General features: G+C 65.6%; 19 protein-coding genes. 6 read left to right on the top strand and 13 right to left on the bottom strand.

Annotated features, from left to right (window positions below; all coding sequences use genetic code 11):
* Positions 1–25: 25 nt before the first annotated feature.
* Positions 26–1,768, bottom strand: coding sequence for a radical SAM protein (locus tag AB1451_10080; GenBank protein MEW6683250.1), 1,743 nt, complete (start codon positions 1,766–1,768; stop codon positions 26–28).
* 123 nt (positions 1,769–1,891) lie between these two features.
* On the opposite strand from AB1451_10080, the gene AB1451_10075 reads away from it, so the two are divergent.
* The 4 genes from AB1451_10075 (at position 1,892) to AB1451_10060 (ending at position 6,214) form a co-directional block, all read left to right on the top strand.
* The gene (locus AB1451_10075) at positions 1,892–2,431 is read left to right on the top strand and encodes a hypothetical protein (GenBank protein ID MEW6683249.1); all 540 of its coding nucleotides are present in this window, start codon (positions 1,892–1,894) and stop codon (positions 2,429–2,431) included.
* 15 nt (positions 2,432–2,446) lie between these two features.
* Positions 2,447–4,162, top strand: a complete 1,716-nt coding sequence (locus AB1451_10070) for an ATP-dependent DNA helicase RecQ (GenBank protein MEW6683248.1) — start codon at positions 2,447–2,449, stop codon at positions 4,160–4,162.
* Positions 4,163–4,263: 101 nt separating this feature from the next.
* Positions 4,264–5,412, top strand: a complete 1,149-nt coding sequence (locus tag AB1451_10065) for a citrate synthase (GenBank protein ID MEW6683247.1) — start codon at positions 4,264–4,266, stop codon at positions 5,410–5,412.
* Positions 5,413–5,647: 235 nt separating this feature from the next.
* Positions 5,648–6,214 carry a hypothetical protein gene (locus AB1451_10060; protein MEW6683246.1) on the top strand — a complete coding sequence of 189 codons (567 nt, stop codon included), beginning with the start codon at positions 5,648–5,650 and terminating at the stop codon, positions 6,212–6,214.
* A 296-nt stretch (positions 6,215–6,510) separates the two neighbouring features.
* Here the strand turns inward: AB1451_10060 and AB1451_10055 are convergent, their stop codons facing one another.
* The 5 genes from AB1451_10055 to AB1451_10035 form a co-directional block, all read right to left on the bottom strand.
* Complete coding sequence (locus AB1451_10055) at positions 6,511–7,641, bottom strand: DNA gyrase subunit A (GenBank protein ID MEW6683245.1); 1,131 nt, start codon at positions 7,639–7,641, stop codon at positions 6,511–6,513.
* A 33-nt stretch (positions 7,642–7,674) separates the two neighbouring features.
* Complete coding sequence (locus AB1451_10050; protein MEW6683244.1) at positions 7,675–7,881, bottom strand: heavy metal-associated domain-containing protein; 207 nt, start codon at positions 7,879–7,881, stop codon at positions 7,675–7,677.
* An 85-nt stretch (positions 7,882–7,966) separates the two neighbouring features.
* Positions 7,967–8,221, bottom strand: coding sequence for a mercury resistance system transport protein MerF (merF, locus tag AB1451_10045; GenBank protein MEW6683243.1), 255 nt, complete (start codon positions 8,219–8,221; stop codon positions 7,967–7,969).
* A 54-nt stretch (positions 8,222–8,275) separates the two neighbouring features.
* Entirely contained in the window at positions 8,276–8,545 is a 270-nt protein-coding gene (locus AB1451_10040) for a thioredoxin family protein (protein MEW6683242.1), read from the bottom strand.
* A gap of 224 nt (positions 8,546–8,769) precedes the next feature.
* Complete coding sequence (locus tag AB1451_10035) at positions 8,770–9,195, bottom strand: heavy metal-responsive transcriptional regulator (protein MEW6683241.1); 426 nt, start codon at positions 9,193–9,195, stop codon at positions 8,770–8,772.
* 108 nt (positions 9,196–9,303) lie between these two features.
* Here AB1451_10035 and AB1451_10030 point away from each other — a divergent pair, with 108 nt between their 5' ends.
* Together AB1451_10030 and AB1451_10025 are read left to right on the top strand one after the other, a co-directional pair.
* Complete coding sequence (locus AB1451_10030; protein MEW6683240.1) at positions 9,304–10,053, top strand: uracil-DNA glycosylase; 750 nt, start codon at positions 9,304–9,306, stop codon at positions 10,051–10,053.
* A complete protein-coding gene (locus AB1451_10025) occupies positions 10,031–12,712 on the top strand; it encodes a glucosidase (protein ID MEW6683239.1) in 2,682 nt (893 codons plus the stop codon). Before AB1451_10030 ends, AB1451_10025 begins: the two co-directional genes overlap by 23 nt.
* Before the next feature lie 67 nt (positions 12,713–12,779).
* Here the strand turns inward: AB1451_10025 and AB1451_10020 are convergent, their stop codons facing one another.
* The 7 genes from AB1451_10020 to AB1451_09990 all read right to left on the bottom strand — a co-directional run bounded on the left by AB1451_10020 (position 12,780) and on the right by AB1451_09990 (position 20,875).
* A complete protein-coding gene (locus AB1451_10020; protein ID MEW6683238.1) occupies positions 12,780–13,100 on the bottom strand; it encodes a hypothetical protein in 321 nt (106 codons plus the stop codon).
* 39 nt (positions 13,101–13,139) lie between these two features.
* A complete protein-coding gene (locus tag AB1451_10015; protein MEW6683237.1) occupies positions 13,140–16,355 on the bottom strand; it encodes a CusA/CzcA family heavy metal efflux RND transporter in 3,216 nt (1,071 codons plus the stop codon).
* A 1-nt stretch (position 16,356) separates the two neighbouring features.
* The gene (locus tag AB1451_10010; protein ID MEW6683236.1) at positions 16,357–18,048 is read right to left on the bottom strand and encodes an efflux RND transporter periplasmic adaptor subunit; all 1,692 of its coding nucleotides are present in this window, start codon (positions 18,046–18,048) and stop codon (positions 16,357–16,359) included.
* Between the two features lie 10 nt (positions 18,049–18,058).
* On the bottom strand, positions 18,059–19,315 hold the full coding sequence (locus tag AB1451_10005) for a TolC family protein (GenBank protein ID MEW6683235.1): 1,257 nt from the start codon (positions 19,313–19,315) through the stop codon (positions 18,059–18,061).
* Between the two features lie 72 nt (positions 19,316–19,387).
* On the bottom strand, positions 19,388–19,786 hold the full coding sequence (locus AB1451_10000) for a hypothetical protein (protein MEW6683234.1): 399 nt from the start codon (positions 19,784–19,786) through the stop codon (positions 19,388–19,390).
* Positions 19,787–19,938: 152 nt separating this feature from the next.
* Positions 19,939–20,301: an FHA domain-containing protein gene (locus AB1451_09995; GenBank protein ID MEW6683233.1), complete on the bottom strand. Its 363-nt coding sequence runs from the start codon at positions 20,299–20,301 to the stop codon at positions 19,939–19,941.
* Between the two features lie 49 nt (positions 20,302–20,350).
* Positions 20,351–20,875: a DUF4262 domain-containing protein gene (locus tag AB1451_09990; GenBank protein MEW6683232.1), complete on the bottom strand. Its 525-nt coding sequence runs from the start codon at positions 20,873–20,875 to the stop codon at positions 20,351–20,353.
* Between the last annotated feature and the right edge of the window lie 99 nt (positions 20,876–20,974).

The raw sequence follows: 20,974 nt of genomic DNA, 5'->3' as shown, positions 1-20,974 counted from the left end.
GTGCTAGCCCTGTTCTGCTGGGAGGTTATCGAGTCGCGGCGTTGACGGGATCCGGCCCCGGCACCGGGGCCAACACCGGGAGCGGGAGCCCGATCGGCGCGGGCGTAATCGCGTCGTCCCGGTAGGTGCTGCCGGAGGGATCCTTGGTGACGCGTCGGGCCAGTCGAGCCAGCCTCAACACCAGCCACAGCGCTCCGGTCAGTTCGGCCGCGACTTCACGGACGCGCCGCCACCCGAACCCCACCGCGGATTCGCGTGGAAACCCGGGACGGCGCTCGGAACGGTGCTTGCGCCGGAGGATGCCGGCTTGCAGCGGGTGCACGCCTTCGACGAACATCGAACCGCAGAACCACATCATCTGGCCCAGCATCTTGCCCACGCTGTGTCCTTCGGCGCGACGGCGCCGGAAAACTGTCTCCATGTGCTCCCAGGTGTAGAACGACCGCCACGCCCCGTGGTACGCGCGCATCCACTCCTGGTGCGACATCTTGGGATGCGCGGAACACGGGTGTTCGGTGTCGTACTGGTTCATATCGGGTTCCAGCCACGCGCCGTTCTTGACCAGAGTCTGGTGATCTTCGGAGCCTGGCAGCGGGGTCAGGATGAAGAACTCGACCAGGTCGAGCGGCAGTTCCCGTTTGAGCACGGCCACGTCGCGCATCACCGACTCGTAGGTGTCGTTGGGGAAGCCGATGATGTAGCCCGCGAACGTTACGGCGTTGGTTTGCCGCCACGCCTGCAACATCTCGCGGTACTGGTGGACTTGGTTCTGCTTCTTGCCTGTGTCCTTCAACGTTTGGGGATTGACGTTCTCCAACCCGATGAACACCTTGCGGCACCCCGCCTTGCCCGCCTTCTCCACGAATCGCGGGATCCGGTGGCTCGCGGTGTCCACTTGGAGGATGAAGGAGATCTTGATGCCGTCGCGCTGGCGCAGCAGGATGATCCGGTCGAAAATCGCTTCCCAGTGTTTGTTGCGGGCAAAGTCGTCGTCGGTGATGAAGTAGCGCTTGATGCCCATCCGATGGTTGGCGCGGATGATGGCTTCGACGTCGTCCGCGGTGCGATAGCGCGACTTGCGCCCCTGGACATTAATGATGGTGCAAAAACTGCATTCGAACGGACAGCCGCGCCCCGCGTCGAACGTGGCCAGGTTCCCCACGTACCGCGAGACCACCTCGCGCGGCAGGATTGGGGCCGCCTGTCCTTGGAGGTTCGGCAGATCGTTGAGAAAGTTGTAGAGCGGCTTCAGACGGCCGTGGACCGCGTCCTCCAACACCTCACCCCACCGCTCCTCCACCTCGCCGGCGACCAGCGTGACGCCCTGGGCCATGGCCGCGGTGAGATCATCCGGAATCTTGTCCAGCATCGACAAACACCCGCTGACGTGAAACCCGCCGACCAGCACCGGCACGTTTGCGTCGCGGAACTCACGCGCCAGGTCCATGGCGCGCGGAAACTGGTTCGACTGCACGCCCGCCAGGCACACCACGCCCCCTGATCCGGGCGCGGTCAGTTGGCGGATGATCGCCTTGACCGGGATGCGCTGGTTGCTTTCGTCGTACACGTCGATCACCACATCCACGTCCGGCCCCAGGCGACCCGACGCCCGCACCGTGTCCGTGATCGCGTACAGGCACGCCAAGGTGTTGCTGGGGATGCACGACCGCATCCACCGGATGACGTACCCCTCGTCGTCGTAGTGCGACGGTTTGATCAGGACGACTCGGAACGTGGTTTTGACCCGGTCTTCGGTACTTACCCTCATCAGCCCCCTCCGTATGTCGGTGCATCATAACTGATCTGCGGGAAAAAGAAAGGAAACCCTCCCGGCCATTGCGATCGCCTGAGACCTTCGTTATACTGCCGCGTCGAAATGGCGGAGAAAACCGTGGCGTCAATCGGCCGGGTGTTCGTCGGCGGGATCGTGGGCGGCCTCGTCATGCAGGCGTATTCGCTGTTCGCGTGGCTCGTCCTCCCCTACAATCGCGCGTTCTTCCCCAAGATTCCGGTCTCGACCTCGCTCCAGCAGCTCTTTTTCGAACATTCTCCCGATCTGCGCGACGGCATGTGGATTTTCGGCGACCCTGGATCGCCCGACCCCGGCGGCGTCATCTTTCTATTCCTGAAAGGCCTTCCGAATCCCATGTGGGACCTGGCCGGCAGCCTGGTGCTCTACCTGCTGACGGGACTGGCCGTGAGCTGGATCTACGCCGCTACTGCGGCGACGTGGGCGCCGGTGCCGCGCAAGGGCGTATTGTTCGTGATGCTGCTGGGTGCGATTGCCGCGATCCCTTCCCAGTTCCGGCTGGCGATCGTGGTGGGGCAACCCATTCCGTTTTCACTGGCCATGGCCGCGGACACGGTGATCGAATTCCTGTTACTGGGCGTGGTGCTTGCCCTCGTTCACCGGCCACGAGCGGCTACCTAGATCCTGTCCATCCCCGTGTTCGGCTCGCTGACCAAATCCGATCTGCAGCGCGACATCGACTCGCTGGTCCAGACCATCAGCGGCCCCCCCCTGAGCCGCGACGACCGACGTGCGAGCCGCGACCGACTGGCTCGACTACGCGAGGCGTACCGGACGCGGCCGGACCTGTTCGAGCCCGCCACCATCCGCTTGCTCAAACAACTCGCTGAAGAGCTCAGCGCCCTGCCGCCCTCGGTGGGCGTGTCGCCGCACGAGGTGTTGCGATCCACCTTCGGGTACGCTGCGTTTCGCTCGGGGCAGGAAGAGATCATTCACGCGGTGTTGGAGGGCCGCGACTGCATCGGCGTCATGCCCACGGGCGCGGGCAAGTCGCTCACCTACCAGATCCCGGCGAGAATTCTGGGCGGCACCACGCTGGTGGTCTCTCCGCTGATCGCGCTGATGAAGGATCAGGTGGACGCGCTGACCGAGCTCGGCATCCGGGCGACGTTCATCAACACCAGTCTCGATCCCGAAGAGCGCCGGTCGCGCGTAGCCGCGTTGCGCGCGGGACGGTACGAGCTGGTGTATGCCGCGCCCGAGGGCGTGGAGTCCTCGTTATCCGAGGTGCTCGCGGGCTGCGATATGCGGTTGGTCGCGGTGGACGAAGCGCACTGCATCAGCCAGTGGGGCCACGACTTTCGCCCCGCCTACCGCAACCTGGCGGGCTTAAAGACCCGCCTGGGCGGCGTGCCCGTGCTGGCGCTCACCGCCACGGCCACCGCGGAGGTGGTCGCGGACATCGAACGCCAACTGGGGATGGTCGCGCCCCGGCAGTTCCGCGGGTCGTTTTTCCGACCCAATCTCCGGCTGCACGCCTACCGCAAGGGCGACGGACGGAACACCCGCGCCGACGTGCTCGCCCTGGTGCGCGAACGCGCGGATCGCAGCGGCATCGTCTATTGCTTGAGCCGGAAAACCGTCGAGGCGACCGCGGAATTCCTGCGCGAGCACGGGGTGCGCGCCATGCCCTATCACGCGGGCATGGATGCCGCGGACCGCTCCCGGGTCCAGGACGCGTTCCGGCGGGACGAGATCGACGTGGTGGTGGCCACCGTGGCGTTCGGCATGGGCATCGACAAACCCAACATCCGATACGTCATCCACCGCGACATGCCCAAGAGCCTCGAAGGGTACTACCAGGAAATCGGGCGGGCCGGCCGCGACGGCGCGCCCAGCGACTGCATCCTGTTCTACTCGTGGGCCGAGGTGGCGAGTTACGACCGGTTCGTCGAAGACGTGGACGATCCGCACGTTCGCACACGCAGCCGCGACCAGTGCCGGGAGATGTTCGCGTGGGCCGACCGGCGCGCGTGCCGCCACCGCACCCTGGTCGCATACCTGGGCGAAGCCATCGCCCCGTGTCGCACGTCGTGCGACGTCTGCTCGAACACCGACTTGCTCGCGTCCTCACGCGCCGTGTCGGTGCGACCGCGCAAACGGTCGCGCGAGGACTCCGAAAGCCTGAGCGTGGACGACGCGCTGTTGGCCCGACTCAAATCGCTGCGCAAACAACTGGCCGACGCGCGCGGCATTCCCGCCTATTTGGTGTTTTCCGACGCGGCGTTGATCCAAATGGTCGAGCGCCGGCCCGCGAACGACGGCGAGCTCTTGGCCGTCAGCGGCGTGGGCCCGAAGAAGCTGGCCCAATACGGCGCCGCGTTCCTGGCCGCGCTGCGAAGCGCCACGTGACCCGACGGCAGCGCCCGCGGTTGACATCCCGGAAGGCACCTCCTACAATGAACTGCGATCCGACAACGGGATATTGAACCGCGCCACATCGGACGTGGCGGGTGAAAGGAGTCAATGTGGAGTACTCCCCCGGACTCGCAGGAATTCCCGCAGCGCGCTCCAAAATCAGTTACCTCGACGGCCAAAAGGGCTTGCTGGAGTACCGCGGCGTCCGCCTCGAGTTGCTCGCCCGCCACAGCACGTTCGTTGAAACCGCGTATCTGCTCGTGTTCGGCGACCTGCCGACCCGACAGGAGCTCCAGCGTTTTGAGGCGGATCTCATCGCGCACCGCCAGATCAAGTTCCGCATCACGGATCTGATGAAATGCCTGCCGGAAGGCGGCCACCCGATGGACGCGCTGCAGGCCGCGGTGGCGGCGCTCGGCATGTTTTATCCCGCCAAAAACGTGCGGGACCGCGACGTGCAGTACAGCTCGGTGGTGCGCTTGCTCGCCAAGTTGCCCACCATCGTCGCGGCCTACGCCCGCATGCGACGCGGCGACAACCCGATTCCTCCTCAGGATGACCTGGATCACGCCGCCAACTTCCTGTATATGCTCACCGGCAAGGTGCCGGACCCGTTGATCGCCCGGGTGCTGGACGTCTGTTTGATTCTGCACGCCGAGCACACCATGAACGCCTCGACGTTCTCCGGTCTGGTGACCGCATCCACGCTCGCGGACGCCTACACCGTGGTCTCGTCCGCGATCGGCACGTTGATGGGGCCGTTGCACGGCGGCGCGAACGAAGAGGTCCTCCTCATGTTGCGGGAGATCGGCAAACCCGAGAACGCCCGCTCGTACGTGGAACGCCAGCTCGTCGGGGGCGGCAAGATCATGGGGCTGGGCCATCGCGAGTACAAGGTCAAGGACCCTCGCGCCGTCATTCTGCAATCGCTGGCCAAGGAGCTCTTCGCCAAATTCGGGAAGTCCCCGCTGTACGAGGTGGCCGAAGCCGTGGAGCGCGTCGCGTTCGACCTGTTGGCCCAAAAAGGCGTCTACCCCAACGTCGATTTTTACTCCGGCATCGTGTATCAGAAAATGGGCCTCGAGCCCGACTTCTTCACCCCGGTCTTCGCCGTGGCGCGGGTCGCGGGGTGGCTCGCCCATTGGGTCGAGCAACTCCAGGACAACCATATCTTCCGGCCCACGGAGATCTATGAGGGGGTTCATGGGCGCGAGTATGTCCCTCTCGATCAACGCGCCGCTTAGAGCCTGGGGAGCCTGTTGATGAGCGGCCATCTCCGGCGTTGCCGCTGCGCTTCCGGTCCTCACGTACGACCCAGTACGCTGCGGTCCGGTTCTCGCGGCGCCTTGGATCTGGCGCGCTCCTGAACAGGCTCCGATCCGCGTAGGCGCGGATCGCGGAAACAACCTGACTCTTCGCAGCTTCGGGCCTCGCAAGGCCCTACGCTTATGTCGCGAGTGAAGAAAGGAGATCTTGCCGATGAAAAAGTCCCGCTCAGCGTCGAAGAAACGATCCGCCAAGAAGAAACCTGCTAAGGCCCGATCCGCGGCGGCGAGACGAAGAGTCCCCAAGAAAGCCAAGAAGACCGCCAAGTCTCGTTCAACGGCCGCGAAGCGGCGGGTGGGGCCGAAGAAGCGGGCGGCGGTCAAGAAAAAAACTGTGCGCAAGGCGGTGAAGAAAACCGCGCGAGCCGCGGCCCGGCCGCGCAAAACCGCCGTTGCCAAGAAACCCGCGGCCCCGCGCGTCGCCCCGGCGCCCAAACCTACGGTGCCTCCGGCACCGATAGTGCCGGCCAACGAACTCAAAGTGGGCGTGGTCACGCATTACTACTCGCACCTGTCCGTGGCCGTGGTCGCGGTGACCGATCGTCGCTTACAGGTCGGCGACCGGATTCACATCAAGGGGCACACCAGCGACTTCTACCAGACGGTCAATTCCCTGCAAATCGAACACGACCAGGTGAGCTCGACCGATATCGGACAGGCGGTGGGGCTTAAAGTCACGGAACACGCGCGCGAGCACGACGTCGTCTATCTGGTCACGTAGTGACCAGCGCCTGGCCATGGATGGCCATCTGCGGCGTTGCTGCTGCGCTTGCGTCGCCAAGCGAGCGGAACGGGACATTGCCAGCGCGACGGGTCCGCGCGAAGCGCTTTCCGGTCCCACGTCTTTGTAGGGGCGTATTGCAATACGCCCCTACGGCTCCGGTTCTCGCGGCGCCTTGCATCTGGCCATCCCTAACCAGGCTGAAGGTCTTAGGAACCCGCTTACCTCGGCTATCCGTGCTGGCCAGCCATCTAGGTCGCCAGACGCGCCAGCCGGCTCGCTCCCACCGTTCAGAGTCAACTCGTCAGGATCTTGGTCCGTCGGTGATCGATGAGGTCGAAGAGCGGGCTTTCGTATCCTCCGCGCTCCATGATCTCTCGGAGCGTGGGAACGCGATCGAGCATGGGGCCGCGTTTAGGACGCCACGCCGGCGTGCACCGGCGGTTGGCTTCGGCGAGCCAATCCCGGAGCGGGCGGGTCACGGTGCCCCGGTCGGACGCGAACGCCAACCGGCAGGGCACGCGTCGTTCACAATCGGTTTCGGCAAACAGCACGGTCTTGAGCGCCGTGGTGGTGACGGTTCTCGGCGCGTCGAGCAGAATCTGGACGCGGTCCTGCGTGGAGAGATCTTCGAGCTGGGTCAAGACCACGCGACCGCGCTTGGCCAAGTCTCGGATCTGAGCCGCCACCGTCTTGATCAACACCCCCGGCGGAAGGGAGACGATGGCCAGCCGCGTCCGCGCTCCCTGCAACTGGTCGTCGATCGCGGCGCGAAGCACCAATGTCGCGGCTCCGGTTTCGTACAGCTCCCGCACCGGCGCCATGCCCCAGATCACGCCGCCAGACGGGAAATCCGGTCCCGGCATCACCTCCATCAGGTCCTCGATCGACTCGTCCGGCTCCTGCCGGAGGTGCTCCATTGCGGTCCACAGCTCGGAAAGATTGTGCGAAGGGACCACGGCGTCCGCGTCGCTTCGACCGTTGAGTAATCCGATCGGCAACAGCGGCGCACGATCCAGCGGCAACACGGTGTGGGACACGTCGGACACCCGGACGCTGACCAGGTCGGGACCGCCGGGCTCGTCATCGTGGTGGTCGCCGATCAGGCCCGCGGCCTCCAGAAGCGGGTACCGCGCGCGCCAAGGCTGAGTCAGGCGGAGCAGCGTGCGGTAGACGTGTCCGACGGTGCCGGGCAGGTAATCGTGCTGCACGTGCGCCGCGACGTCTTCACACGCGGCTTCCACGTCGTCGGGATCGAGCCCCAATTCGCGGGTGCAGAAGAGGGTCACCACGCGCTTGGCGTCGATCCGCTCGTGCGGCTCGTCCACCAACTCGTGGACCACGTGCAGCAGCCGGCGGGTTTCCGGCGTGCACCCGTCCAGCAAATCGATCGGCGCGGCGGCGCCCAGCAGTGTCATGCCGGGCATGCTCCCCCCGCCTGGGACTCCGGAGCCACGGACTTATAAGGGCTGTGCGTCGTCATACCCGGCTTGCTTGATCACCGCCATCAGGGTCGAGACATCCGCGCGGACATCGTATAGGACGGACGCCACCTCGTCCTCGGCGAAGACCTCGGCATCCACCACGCCCTCCACGGCAGCCAGCGCCCGCGCCAAGTCAGCGGCCCGGTCCTCGGTCAGACCCGGCACTTTGATGAAGGCTCTCACGATCGGACGATCCGCGCGATGCGGCGTGAAACTATAGTCAATCCCACGACGTCATGCAAGACGTCGGGCCCCGCGATTTGAGATCTCATCGCGGCTCTCGGTGGTTGGCCTGCGGAGGACAGCAGGCCGCCCGCTCCCTCCGGCGCAGGTACAGGCCGTACGCCAGGATCGCGAGGCACAGCCCCAGGACGGGAAGCAACACATAGTCGAGATAGCCGGCGATCGCGCCCAGGCCCAGCGCGCCCAGCAGCACGACCAGGATCGGCGTGAAGCAACAGACCGCCGCGATGGTCGAGCCGACCGCCCCGGTTTTCAGCAACCGTGAAGACGCGGCCGCCATGGTCAAACCGCTGGTCCGGCCAGACGCCTGCCCATTCGCCGAGGGACCTGCACGTTACGCCAGGGGACGGCCGATACCGGCCTCTCGCAGCGTGGCTTCCGTGGGACCGCCTTGCGCGCAGCACGCGAGTAGGCGGCCGTCAACCGCCACCGCGGGCACGCGCGTGACGCCGTACCGGCGGGCGCGGTCCGCTCCGGCTGCGTCGCGCGTCGAGACGACCTCCACGGCGCACGACGGACACGCCAGGCGTTGGACCATGGCGATGGTCTCGTCACAGACCGTGCACCCCGCGCTGAACACTTCCACTCGTCGTTGTGTAGACATGTCACCCTCCCTTCCTCGCTTGCGTGGCGCAACCTGCACCGCGCCTAGCGGCGCGGAATACAATGCGCGTTTCCTTACAGGTGCCGAAGGAACGTAGGCGCGCTTTCCCGCGCCGAGAACCTGCGCCGTGCCGACGGCACGGATGCCAATCGCCCCCTCCTACCAGGTGGCGAAGCACTGCGAGACGCTCTTGCCGTTCGCTCTGTCCTCTCTTGCCCTCTGCTTCACCGCCTCCTTCCCCGGTTACCAGGCGCTTGGTCAAAGTTGTCGAGGATCGGGCACTCGTTCGTGGGGCCCTGTCCCCGACAGGCTGCAGCCAGACCCTTCAGGGCGCCGCGCATTCGCGCGAGTTCGGCGATTCGTTGATCGATCTCGGCCATCTTCCGCTCCGCTTCGCGCTTGACGTCCGCGCAGGTCTTCCGGCGGTCGACCCGCAGATTCAACAGCTCGGCAATCTCCGCCAGCGAAAACCCCAGGTCCTTGGCCCGCCGGATGAACCGGACCCGCGCGAGGTCGTCGTCGGTATACTCCCGATAGCCCGAGTCGCGCCGAGAGGGCGGCGGGATCAAGCCCCGGCGCTCGTAATAGCGAACCGTGTCCACCCGGACACCCGCCTCTCTGGCGAGCCACCCAATGGTCGAAGGTTTCATCGAGCGCACTATACACCCTGGACCTAGGTCCAGAGTCAAGGGGCCACACACGCATACGCAGCCAGACTTCTAGACGATACATTATCCGGCGCGTTACAATCCGCTCCCATGTGGACCGTTCTGCGACGGGACATCATCGGCTGCACCGCGTGTCCCCGGCTCGTGGCGCACCGCGAGCGCGTGGCGCGCGAGAAACGTCGCCAATTCTGCAACGACGAGTATTGGGGCCGGCCGCTGCCGGGCTTCGGCGAGGCCGATGCGCGGCTTTTGATCATCGGGTTGGCGCCGGCCGCGCACGGGGGCAACCGCACCGGCCGCATGTTCACGGGTGATTCCAGCGGCGACTGGCTCGCGCGGGCGCTGCACGGGGCGGGGTTTGCCAACCAGCCGACCTCCCGATCCCGTGACGACGGACTGCGCTTGCAGGACGCGTATATCACCGCAGCGGTGCGTTGCGCGCCGCCCGAGAACAAGCCCACCCCCAAGGAGTTCGCGACCTGCCGTCAATACCTGATCCGCGAGCTGGGGCTGCTGCGGCGCGTGACGGTGGTGGTGGCGCTGGGGAAGTTCGCGTTCGACGCGTACCTGGGTGCGCGGTCGGAGACCGGGCTCGAAGCGCCGAAGCCGCGACCCGCCTTTGGCCACGGGGCCGCCTACGCGCTGGCCGACGGCGTCACGCTCATCGCGTCCTACCACCCCAGTCGCCAGAACACCCAAACCGGCAGGCTCACGCGTCCGATGCTCTCCAGCGTGTTCCTGTCCGCGCGCCGCGTGCTCGATCGGCGCCGCGCGGACCGCGCCCGGGCCGGCGACGCGCCGCCCACGGGTCCTCGCGATGAGCGCCTCGCGTACGACTGACCACGGCCCGCGCGGCGCCGAAGCTCGGCGTCTGGCGGACGATGCCGCCCGCAAGACCAGTTGGAAACGCTGGGGGCCGTATCTGGCGGAGCGCGCCTGGGGCACGGTGCGGGAGGACTACAGCCCCCACGGATCGTTCTGGGAGCATCTTCCGCACGATCACGCGCGCTCTCGCGCCTTTCGATGGACCGAGGACGGTTTGGCCGGCTTCTGCGACCGCCACCAGTACATCTGTTTCGCCCTGGCGCTCTGGAACGAACGCGACCCCATCCTGAAGGAACGGCTCTTTGGTCTGAGCGGCCACGAAGGCAACCACGGCGAAGACGTCAAGGAATACTATTTCTATCTGGATTCGACGCCGACCCACTCCTACGTGCGGACGCTGTACAAGTACCCGCAGGCGGCTTTTCCCTACGACCGCTTGGTGGCGGAGAATCAGCGCCGCGGGCGGACCCACCCCGAGTTTGAATTGCTGGAGACCGGCGTGTTCGACGGGAACCGGTACTTCGATGTCTTCGTCGAGTACGCCAAGGCCGCGCCCGACGATGTGTTGATCCGGATCTCGGTGGTCAATCGCGGACCCGAGGCCGCGCCGCTTCGCCTCTTGCCGACCGTCTGGTTTCGCAACACCTGGGCCTGGGGGCTCGACGCGAGGATCCCGGCCCTCCGCAGGGTCGGCGGCCCGCCCAACGCACGCGTCATTGCGCTTCAGCATCACTACTACGGTCGGCGGTGGCTCGCGTGCGACGGCCAACCCGACCTGTTGTTCACCGAGAACAACACCAACCACCGCCGGCTGTTCGGCGTGGAGAATCTTTCGCTCTACGTGAAGGACGGTATCAACGACGCGATCGTGCAGGGCCGTGGCGACGCGGTCAACCCGCGTCCGGTCGGGACCAAGGCCTCGGCGCACTATGCGTTCGCGCTCGGACCGGGTGCGTCCGCCACGGTCCGGCTTCGGCTGACCGATCAAGACCCCGACGGCGGAGCGCCGCTCTTCGGGCCGAACTTCGACCAGACCATGCAGACGCGTCGAAAGGAGGCCGATGAATTTTACGCCGAGGTCATCCCCGGCAACGCCACCGCGGACGCCGGCAGCGTGATGCGCCAGGCGTTCGCAGGACTGTTGTGGAGCAAACAGTTCTACCACTATGACATCAGCCGCTGGCTCCGGGGCGATCCGGCCGGACCGGATCCGCCGGCCGAGCGCCTGTCCGGCCGCAACCACGAATGGATGCACCTGCACAACGCGGACGTGATCTCCATGCCGGACAAGTGGGAATACCCGTGGTACGCGGCGTGGGACCTCGCGTTCCACTGCATCCCGCTCGCGCTCGTGGACCCGCAATTCGCCAAGGACCAGCTCCTGCTGTTTCTGCGCGAGTGGTACATGCATCCCAACGGGCAGTTGCCGGCCTACGAGGGCGCCTTAGGGGACGTCAACCCCCCGGTCCACGCGTGGGCCGCCTGGCGGGTCTACAAGATCGAGAAAAAGCACTGGGGCCGGGCGGATCGCCGCTTTCTGGAACGCGTCTTTCATAAACTCCTGCTCAATTTCACGTGGTGGGTCAATCGCAAAGACGCGGCTGGCCGCAACGTGTTCCAGGGCGGGTTCTTGGGGTTGGACAACATCGGCGTGTTCGACCGCAGCGTGTCGTTCCCGGGAGGCGGGCACATCGAGCAGTCGGACGCCACGAGCTGGATGGGCATGTATTGCCTGAACATGCTGGTCATCGCGCTGGAGCTCTCCCGGGAGAATCCGGCCTACGAAGACGTAGCCACCAAGTTCTTCGAACACTTCGTGTACATCTGCCGGGCCATGAACGACCTCGGCGGGGCCGGCGTCGGGCTCTGGGACCCGGAGGACCGGTTCTATTACGACGTGCTCCAACAACCCGACCGCAAGCCGTTCCCGCTGAAGGTCCGTTCCATGGTCGGCTTGATCCCGCTCTTCGCGGTGGAGACGCTCGACTCCGACACGGTGGACCGCGTGCCCGGGTTCAAGCGCCGCCTGCAATGGTTCATCGAACACCGGCCCGAGCTGGCGAACCACGTGGAAACGCGCACGGTGGGCGACGAACACGTGCACCGCTTCCTGTCCCTGGTCAACCGGGACCGCCTGGGCTCGGTGCTGCGCACCATGCTGGATGAACGCGAATTTCTCTCGCCCTACGGCGTGCGCTCGTTGTCGGCGTGCCATCGCGACCGTCCCTACACCCTGGTGTGCGACGGGACCGAACACCGCGTCGCGTACGAGCCCGCCGAGTCGCGTTCCGGCCTGTTCGGCGGCAACTCGAACTGGCGGGGCCCGGTCTGGTTCCCCGTCAACTTCCTGCTCATCGAGTCGCTCCAGAAGTTCCACTACTTTCTGGGCGACGGGTACACGGTCGAGTGCCCCTCGGGCTCCGGGAAGTTAATGACGCTGCGGGAGGTCGGGGAGGAGCTCTCCCGGCGGCTCACGCGGATCTTCTTGCGAGGCGCCGACGGCCGTCGCCCCGTGTACGGAGACAACCCCACGTTTCAGCACGACCCCCACTGGCGCGACCTCGTGCTGTTTTACGAGTACTTCCACGGGGACGACGGCGCCGGCCTGGGCGCGAGCCACCAAACCGGCTGGACCGCGCTGGTGGCCAAGCTCCTTCAACAACTCGGCCACTGACCCAGCGAAGACAGACCGCGGGCCTTAGGCGCGACCCGCGTACGTTCGACTGTCCAGACTAACGGATCTATTTGTGGCGGTGGTGGCCCACGGCCCCTTTGTCCCACGGCTTCTCGATGTGTGGGGCTTCTCCCCCTGCATACGAGACCGTGACGCTCAATCCCTCTCTGTGGGGGTGGTAGCCCACGGCCCCTTTGTCCCACGGCTTCTCGATGTGCGGGGCTTCTCCCCCCGCATACGAGACTGCGGCGCTCCGCCCTTCTCCGACGTAGAACGGATTGGTGTCGGCCGCCTTTTTTACGTACTCGGCGTCCATTGCGTACCCGCTCACCGCAACCGCGATGAACACTCCCGCCATCGCCACTGTGAGAAAACTCTGTCGCTTCATGGCCTTCTCCTTTGCAGCTAAAACGACGGGACCCGCGTGTCACCCCGGTTGGTTCACCGGCTCCCGCCCTCTTCCCCCTTCAGCGAGCTTCCGATCCCACGCATCCAACCCTTCACCGTTCTGCAATCGCGGAGCAGATCCCTCCAGGGACCGGCCCCTCCACCACAAATAGATCACCGGGATCACAATCAACGTCAGGAGCGTGGACGTGACCATGCCGCCGATCATGGGTGCGGCGATGCGTTTCATCACGTCCGCGCCTGCTCCGTGGCTCCACATGATCGGCACGAGCCCGAACACAATGGCCGACACCGTCATCACCACCGGCCGCACGCGCAGCACCGCGCCTTCGATCACGCTCTCGAGCAGATCGGTTCGGCTGCGTAGCCTCCCTTCGCGTCGCCACCGCTGGTAGGCCTCGTCCAGGTAGATGAGCATGACCACCCCCGTCTCTGCGGCCACGCCGGCCAGCGCAATGATTCCCACCCACACCGCGACGCTGAGGTTGTAGTGGAGCAGGCCCAGCAACAACACGCTGCCCACCACCGCAAACGGGATCGAGAGCAGGACGATCAGGGTTTGCGCCACCGACCGAAAGTTCAGGTACAGCAACACGAAGACGAGCAGCAGCGTGACCGGGACCACGATCTTCATCCGGTCTTGCGCCCGCAACAGGTATTCGTAGGAACCTGCCCAGACCAGCGAGGTGCCGGTGGGGAGCGTCACCCGCTCGGCGACTCGTTGCTTGGCGTCCTTCACGTAGCCCGCCAGGTCGCGGCCCGCCACGTCCACGTAGACGATCCCTGACAGCGAACCGTTCTCATCGCGGACCATCGAGGGTCCCATCGTGGCCTCGATGGTGGCGAGCTGGCCCAGCGGCACCGCGGCTCCGCTGGGCGTCGGCACCAGCACGCGCGAGAGGCTCTCCGGGTCCTCCCGCAACCCACGGGGGTATCGCACGTTGACCGGGTACCGCTCGCGACCCTCCACCGTGGTCGTCACATTGACGCCCCCGATGGCCGCCTCGATCACGTGTTCGACGTCGCCGACCGTGAGGCCGTACCGCGCAGCCTGCCCCCGGTCAACTCCGATGTCGAGGTAGTAGCCGCCGGTCACCCGCTCCGCAAACGCGCTGCGCGTGCCGGGCAGATCGGCCAGCGCCCCTTCGATTTCCTGGCCCACCCGGTCGATCTCGGCCAGATCGCGGCCCAAGATCTTGACCCCCACCGCACTGCGCACCCCGGTAGCCAACATCTCGGTACGGGTCTGGATCGGCATCCACCAGATATTCGGCATGCCGGGAAAGCGCACCAACCGGTCCATCTCCGCGATCAGGCCGTCCCACGTCATCCCGGGACGCCATTCCGATTCGGGTTTGAGCGTGATCGTAGTTTCGGCCATGGACAGCGGCGCGGGATCGGTCGCGGTGTCGGCGCGACCGATCTTGCCGAACACCGTCTCGACCTCGGGAATGGTCTTCAACAGCGCATCCTGTTGTTGGAGCACCTGGGTGGCTTTGGTGATGGAAATCCCGGGCAACGCGGTCGGCATATAGAGGATGGTCCCCTCGTTGAGGGGGGGCATGAACTCGGACCCCAGCGCGCGATAGATCGGAACCGCGGCGGCGACCAGCACCACCGCGATGACCACCACCACGGCTCCGTGGCGCAGCGCCAGCCGCGCCACGGGGGCGTACACGGCGACGAGCGCCCGGTTCACCGGGTTCTTGGCGGCCGGCGTGATGCGCCCTCGGATCCAGGCCACCATCAAGAGCGGGACGAGCGTGATCGAGAGCATGGACGCGAAGAACATCGCAAAGGTCTTGGTGAAGGCCAGCGGTTTGAACAGCCGACCCTCTTGCGCTTCCAAGGTGAACACGGGCAAGAACGACACGGTGATGATCAACAGCGAGAAGAACAGCGGGCACCCGACTTCTTTGGCAGCTGCAATAATGATTTCTCGCCGTCGCCGTGCGTCGGTGGCGGCCAACTCATCGTGCTCCAGTCGCCGGTGAGCGTTTTCGATCATCACGATCGCGGCGTCCACCATGGCTCCCACCGCGATGGCGATGCCGCCCAACGACATGATGTTGGAGGTCAGGCCCAGGGCCTGCATGGCGATAAAGGAGAGGAGAAGCGCGAGCGGCAGCGTGAGAATGGCGACCAAGGCTGATCGAAAGTGGAACAGGAACACGAGGCAGACCAGGCTGACGACGACCGTGACCTCCAGCAACTTCTCGCGCAAGGTGGCGATCGCGCGCTGGATCAGGTCCGACCGGTCGTAGGTGGTCGCGACCTCGACGCCCTCGGGAAAGGCCGGCGCGAGTTGGGCCAGCTTGGCTTTGACGCGATCGATCACCGCGAGCGCGTTCTCCCCGTAGCGCATGACCACCACGCCGCCCACGACCTCGCCTTCGCCGTTGAGTTCCACGACACCGCGGCGCATCTCGGGTCCGAGCGCGATCGCGGCCACATCGCGCAGAAGGATCGGGGTCCCGGATTGATCCGCGCCCAGCGCCACCAGCGCCAAGTCGTCGATCGATTGCAGATACCCGCGGCCGCGAATCATGTATTCGCGTTCCGCCATCTCGATTGCGCGGCCGCCCACGTCGTTGTTGCTCATCCGTACCGCCTCGATCACGCGGGAGAGCGGCATGCGGTACGCCAGCAACTTGTTGGGATCGACCGCGATCTGGTACTGCTTGACGAACCCGCCCACCGACGCCACCTCGGCCACGCCCGGAACCGCCTGGAGTTGATAACGGAGGAACCAATCCTGAAACGAGCGCAGCTCGGCTAGGTCGTGCCGTCCCGTCGTGTCGACCAGCGCGTACTGATACACCCATCCCACGCCGGTGGCGTCGGGACCCAGAATGGGTGTGACGCCGTCCGGCAAGCGCCCGCTGATCTTACTGAGGTACTCCAGCACGCGGCTGCGCGCCCAATAGAGATCGGTCCGATCCTCGAAGATCACGTAGACGTACGAAAATCCGAAATCCGACACCCCGCGCACCGATCGCACGTGCGGGGCGCCGAGCATGCTGGTCACCAGCGGGTAGGTGATCTGATCTTCGACCAGATTCGGGCTGCGTCCCTCCCAGGTGGTGTAGATGATGACCTGGACATCCGACAAGTCAGGCAACGCGTCCACCGGGGTGTGGACCACGGCCCAGGCGCCCCACACCGACAGCCCGATGGCCGCGAGCCCGAGCAGGAACGGGTTCCCGGCGCTCCACGCGATGATGCGGTTGATCACGTTATTTCCCGGCGTGCACGGTGAACTGCGCGGTCACGGGCTTGGAATTGCCTCGCGCCACGGTCGCGTCAATGGTCCACGCGCCCCTCATCCCCAGATCTACGACCGCCTCATAGACCCCGTCCTTGGTGTGGGTCGCTTTCACGGTCTCCACCTCCATGCCCGGCATGGCCATGGTGTACGCCACCGTGACCACGGCGTCCGTCACCGGCTTGTTGTTGGCGCGAACCGTCACCCGCACCGTGTTGTCGCCTTTTTGGGCAGGCGCGGGATCGGTCTCCAGGGAGAGCGTGACCCCGCCGATCGTCTGAGCGGACGGCGTCGCGGCAGCTCCCATGGGCATGCCGGGCATACCCTTCATGTCATTGCCCTCCATGCCCTCCATGCCCTTCATGTCCTCCATCCCGGCCATGCCCGGCATCCCGCCCATATCCATCTCGCCCATCTGGGCCTGCTCCATCTTGATACCGCCCATGCCGAGCGCCCCCATCATGTTGGTCGCCGCCATCAGCCTGCTCTCGGAATCGATCAGGAACGTTCCCGAGGTCACGACCTTGTCGCCCGCTTGCAGCCCCTCGATCACCTCGGTGTAGCCGTCGAACGTGCGGCCGGTCTTGATTTCGCGCGGCTCGAAACGCCCGTCCCCCGCGTCCAGGAACGCAAGCGTCTTGGTGCCTGAATCGAGCACGGCCTCGCGCGGCACGGCCAGCACGGGTTTTTTCCTCACGTGGATCGTGACGTCGCCATACATGCCGGGCTTGAGCCGAAGATCGGGATTCGCGAACTCCGTCCGGACCCTGGTGGTCCGCGTTTCAGGCGAAAGCGCCGGGTCGATGAAGACGACGCGCCCCTCAAATTGCTCTCCGGGATAGGCCGCCAACGTCACCGCGGCCGTCTGGCCCAGAGCGATCAAGGGCAGATCCTGCTCGTAAACGTCCGCGTAGACCCACACCGTCGAAAGGTCCGCGATCTCGTACAGGGGCATCTCGGGGGTCGCGTACATGCCTTGAAGCGCCATCTTTTTGGTGATGACGCCGGAGAGCGGAGCGACCAGGGTGGTTTCAGCGCTGGGGGCCGCTTCGCCCAGCGACGCGATCTGCTCGTCGCTCAGGTTGAGGAGCCGCAGCCGCGAGCGTGCGGCCACGACCTGCTCGTCGGCCCCGGTTCGAATGGGCTCCATCACCGACTGGCCCAGCCGCGCGCGGGTACGGAGCGCCAGACGGTACTCGTCCTGGGTCGCTGCCAGCTCGGGACTGTAAATGGTCAGTAACGGCTCCCCGGCCCGCACGAACTGGCCGGTGAAATTCGCGGCCAGCTTGGTGACCCACCCCGCGACCCGCAGATTGACCTGCTTGACATGCCGTTCGTCATACGCCACGGTGCCGACGGCACGGACCGTCTTCTCGAACGGACGTGTTTCGACGACGCCGGTCTTGACCCCGATGCTCTGGCGCCGCGCGGGCGTCAGTGTGACGGGGGCTTGAGCCATGCTGCCACCCGACATGTCCATGCCCTCCATGTCGGACATGTTCGCCATGGCTCCTGAGCGCTCCACGTCCCCGGAGGCAGCCAGAGGGCGGTCCGACCACAGCCACCACCCCGCGACTACAGCCAGGGCGGTGGCCACACCGCCGAGGAAGCCCAACAATGTTCCCGAGATCGTTCGTCGTGCTCGTGCTGTCATGGTGTCCATTCCTTTCTCGTTATAAAAGATCGAGTCCAACCACTCGTTCCAGTTCAGCGCGTTGCTCGGCCCAATCAGCGAGCGCCACGTCCGCCGCGAGCCTCACGTCGCGCAACCGGCGCTCCGCATCGATCACATTGAGAAAATCGGTCCTCCCGGTCATGTACGCGATACGCGCCGACTCCAGCCCTTGTTCGGCTTGAGCGATGATGCCGCCGCGATAGAGCTCGATCAGCGACTGTGCGGTATTGAGCTTGAGGAACGCATCGCGGACCCTGGAGACGGTGTCGTTCCGGACGGCATCCACCTCGGCCGCGGCCCGTGCCCGACCCGCCACTTCCTCCGCGACCTTTGCCCGGTATTTCCCGGCCGCCACCCAGGGGAGCGTCATCTTGCCCGTGAGCATCCAGCGATTGGGCCCATCCTGGACGTCCCAGTAGGAGACCTCCGTCATGAAGTCGGGCCACCACGCCCGCCGCGCCAGCGCCACAGTCTCCTCCTGGCGCGCCACCATGCGGCCGGCCGCTTGGAGTTCCGGGCGTTGATCGAGAGCACGCGCCTCCAATGCATCGAGACCGGCCGCGACCGATTGATAGTCGATCTGCGCCGTGCCGAAGAACAACGGGTCATCGGGACGGCCCGCCAGGGTGTTGAGTTCGATGCGCAGACTCTGCTGTTCTTGTTCAAGGGTCAACAGACTTGCGTGCAGCGTGGAGAGCTCCACCTGGGCCTTGAGGCTTTCCTGCTGCGTCGCCTGCCCCACGGCGTAGCGCTGCAGCGCGCTCTGGATTAATTCGTTCAACAGGGCCTGATGCTCACGGTGGACCGCGATCTGTCGCTGCACGCGGTACAGCCGCGCCCACGTCTGCTTGACCTGCGCGCGCACCGCTCGTTGCACCGCGAGATAGTCCTGTTCCACGGCACGGGCCATCTGCTCTGCCGCTCGCCCCCTGAACCCTCGTTTTCCCGGAAACGGGAATGTCTGGGACAGGCCGTACCAGACCTCATCGGTCTCCGACACGTCGAAATTCGAGGGAATGGACCAGAGCGTGAGACTGGCCGTCGGGTCTTCCAGGGCGCGCGCTTGCGGGACCTCGGCCTGCACCGCCTCCCAGCGCTGCCGCGCTGCGACGATCGCGGGGTTGTCGGCCATGGCCTGATCGAGGAAGCGGTTCAACGTGTCGTCGGCGTGCGCGGGGTGCGGCATCCCCCAGACAACCAGCGACAACACGGCCCATAAGATGAACCGGGTAACTAAGCGAGACAAAATCGGCATACCACCCTCTCTCCGGACGTCGAGGACTCGGACGCACCACGGGGGCGCGTCGATTGACGCAGAGCGAAGGGTTTAGCGGATCAGCGAGGCGTGCAGGAGGTACAGCGGAATAGAACGGAGTGGTGCAACGCGGATGGAGTCACGACTGACTCGGCCGCGGTTCGCAACGGCAGGAGCAATCGTCGTCTCCCCATCCGGATCCAAGATCGACGCGCTGTGCCCCGGCACGCTTTTGAGATGCTGCACCGATGACTGGAACGCGGTGGAGAGCGTGGTGCAGGGGACCAGTTGAACCGGGCAGGACATGGGAGCCATCCCGGGGTCGGTCCAAGCGACGTCCGGGCTCATTGCCGAAACAGACACCGGACAAAGCGACGCCACCAGCAGCAGGAACGAAACCACCACCGCCACCGGTTTCCGAATGGGAGAGTACCCACCGGCCGAGGAGCCGCGACGGAAGAGGGTCTTCACGTCAGACAAGCTACTTCAATAACCGCCGAGTTGTCAATGCACGTATTCCGACCATCCGGTCGGTTGAACCGAGCGATCTCCTCTGCTACGCTGCGGCCCGATGAAGGGGACGGCGCGGCAATGGGCCTGGGCGCTGGTGGCGGGAGGGAGCGTCAGGACGTGGGCAAGGGACGAATCCAGTGGAACTGGATTAAACAGGACCCGATCTGGAGCACGTCGCCGTTCATCAAGACCGCTCGCGGCGATTTGAGGTTGTTGACGGACACGCCGTTGGCGCTGCCCAGGTCGCAGATCACGTATTCGGTCGCCATTTTCTCGATTTTGGCGTGGCGCCGCGACACGTCCTTCAAATCGATCACGATGTCCGACATGGGGTCACGGCCGATCACGTACTCGCGGCTGACCAGACGATACTCGCGGCCTTCGAGCGGGCCGTTGAGCACCTTGAGGGTCGGCACCGAGTCCCCGGGCAGCCCCCCGTTCATTCCGAAATGAAGTGTCTGCTCGTCGTCCATACGTGAAGTTTCGGCAGCCCGGTTAAGGATAGACGGGAGCGGCCCGCTGTCAATCGGCAGCGGGCGAGGAAGCGAGCAGAGGCCCGACGCGCGCCGCCGTCGCGTCGTCGTGAAACAACAGGGGCTGGAAGCCGACCAGATCCGGGTCGAAACCCTCTTCCCAGGGAAGTCGGTGGGCGCGATCCGGCCAGAACGACTGCACCGCGGTAAACGAGCGGTCGCCGTAAAACCACGACGCCACCGGCAGCACCGCGGCCCGCCACGCGGGGTCAACGGCACGGAACACGAAACGAAAGGGCGGGGCCAGTGTCGCGTCCTCGTGGCCGTCGCGAAACGTTCGCCCGGCGCGGAGATGCCGGCCGATGGTGTCGAGGAGCGCCCGTAGCACGTCGTCGGGGAGCCCGAAGATCGCCACTTCGGGATGATCAAAGGTCTGTGCGAATCCCACGGAAAACGCCCACCCGTGGTGGCCGCCCGCGGGCGGCACCCGCGCGACGTGCCAGCCCACCGTGTTAATGTCGCGAATGACGCGACGGCCGTCGAGTGGAGAGTGGGCAGCGTCCAGCGGTGCCATGGCATCAACTGTAGCACAGCTCGCCGCGTCTGAACCGGCGCGGTCCGGTCGTCGACTCGCCCGCGGGCCATGTCCTTGGCGTCGAAGCGGGGCACCCGG

The sequence above is a fragment of the Nitrospirota bacterium genome (assembly GCA_040757335.1).
Lineage (GTDB): Bacteria > Nitrospirota > Nitrospiria > 2-01-FULL-66-17 > 2-01-FULL-66-17 > JBFLXB01.
The sequence above is the reverse complement of the archived record's forward strand: the minus strand, read 5'-3'. Positions and strand labels throughout refer to the sequence as shown.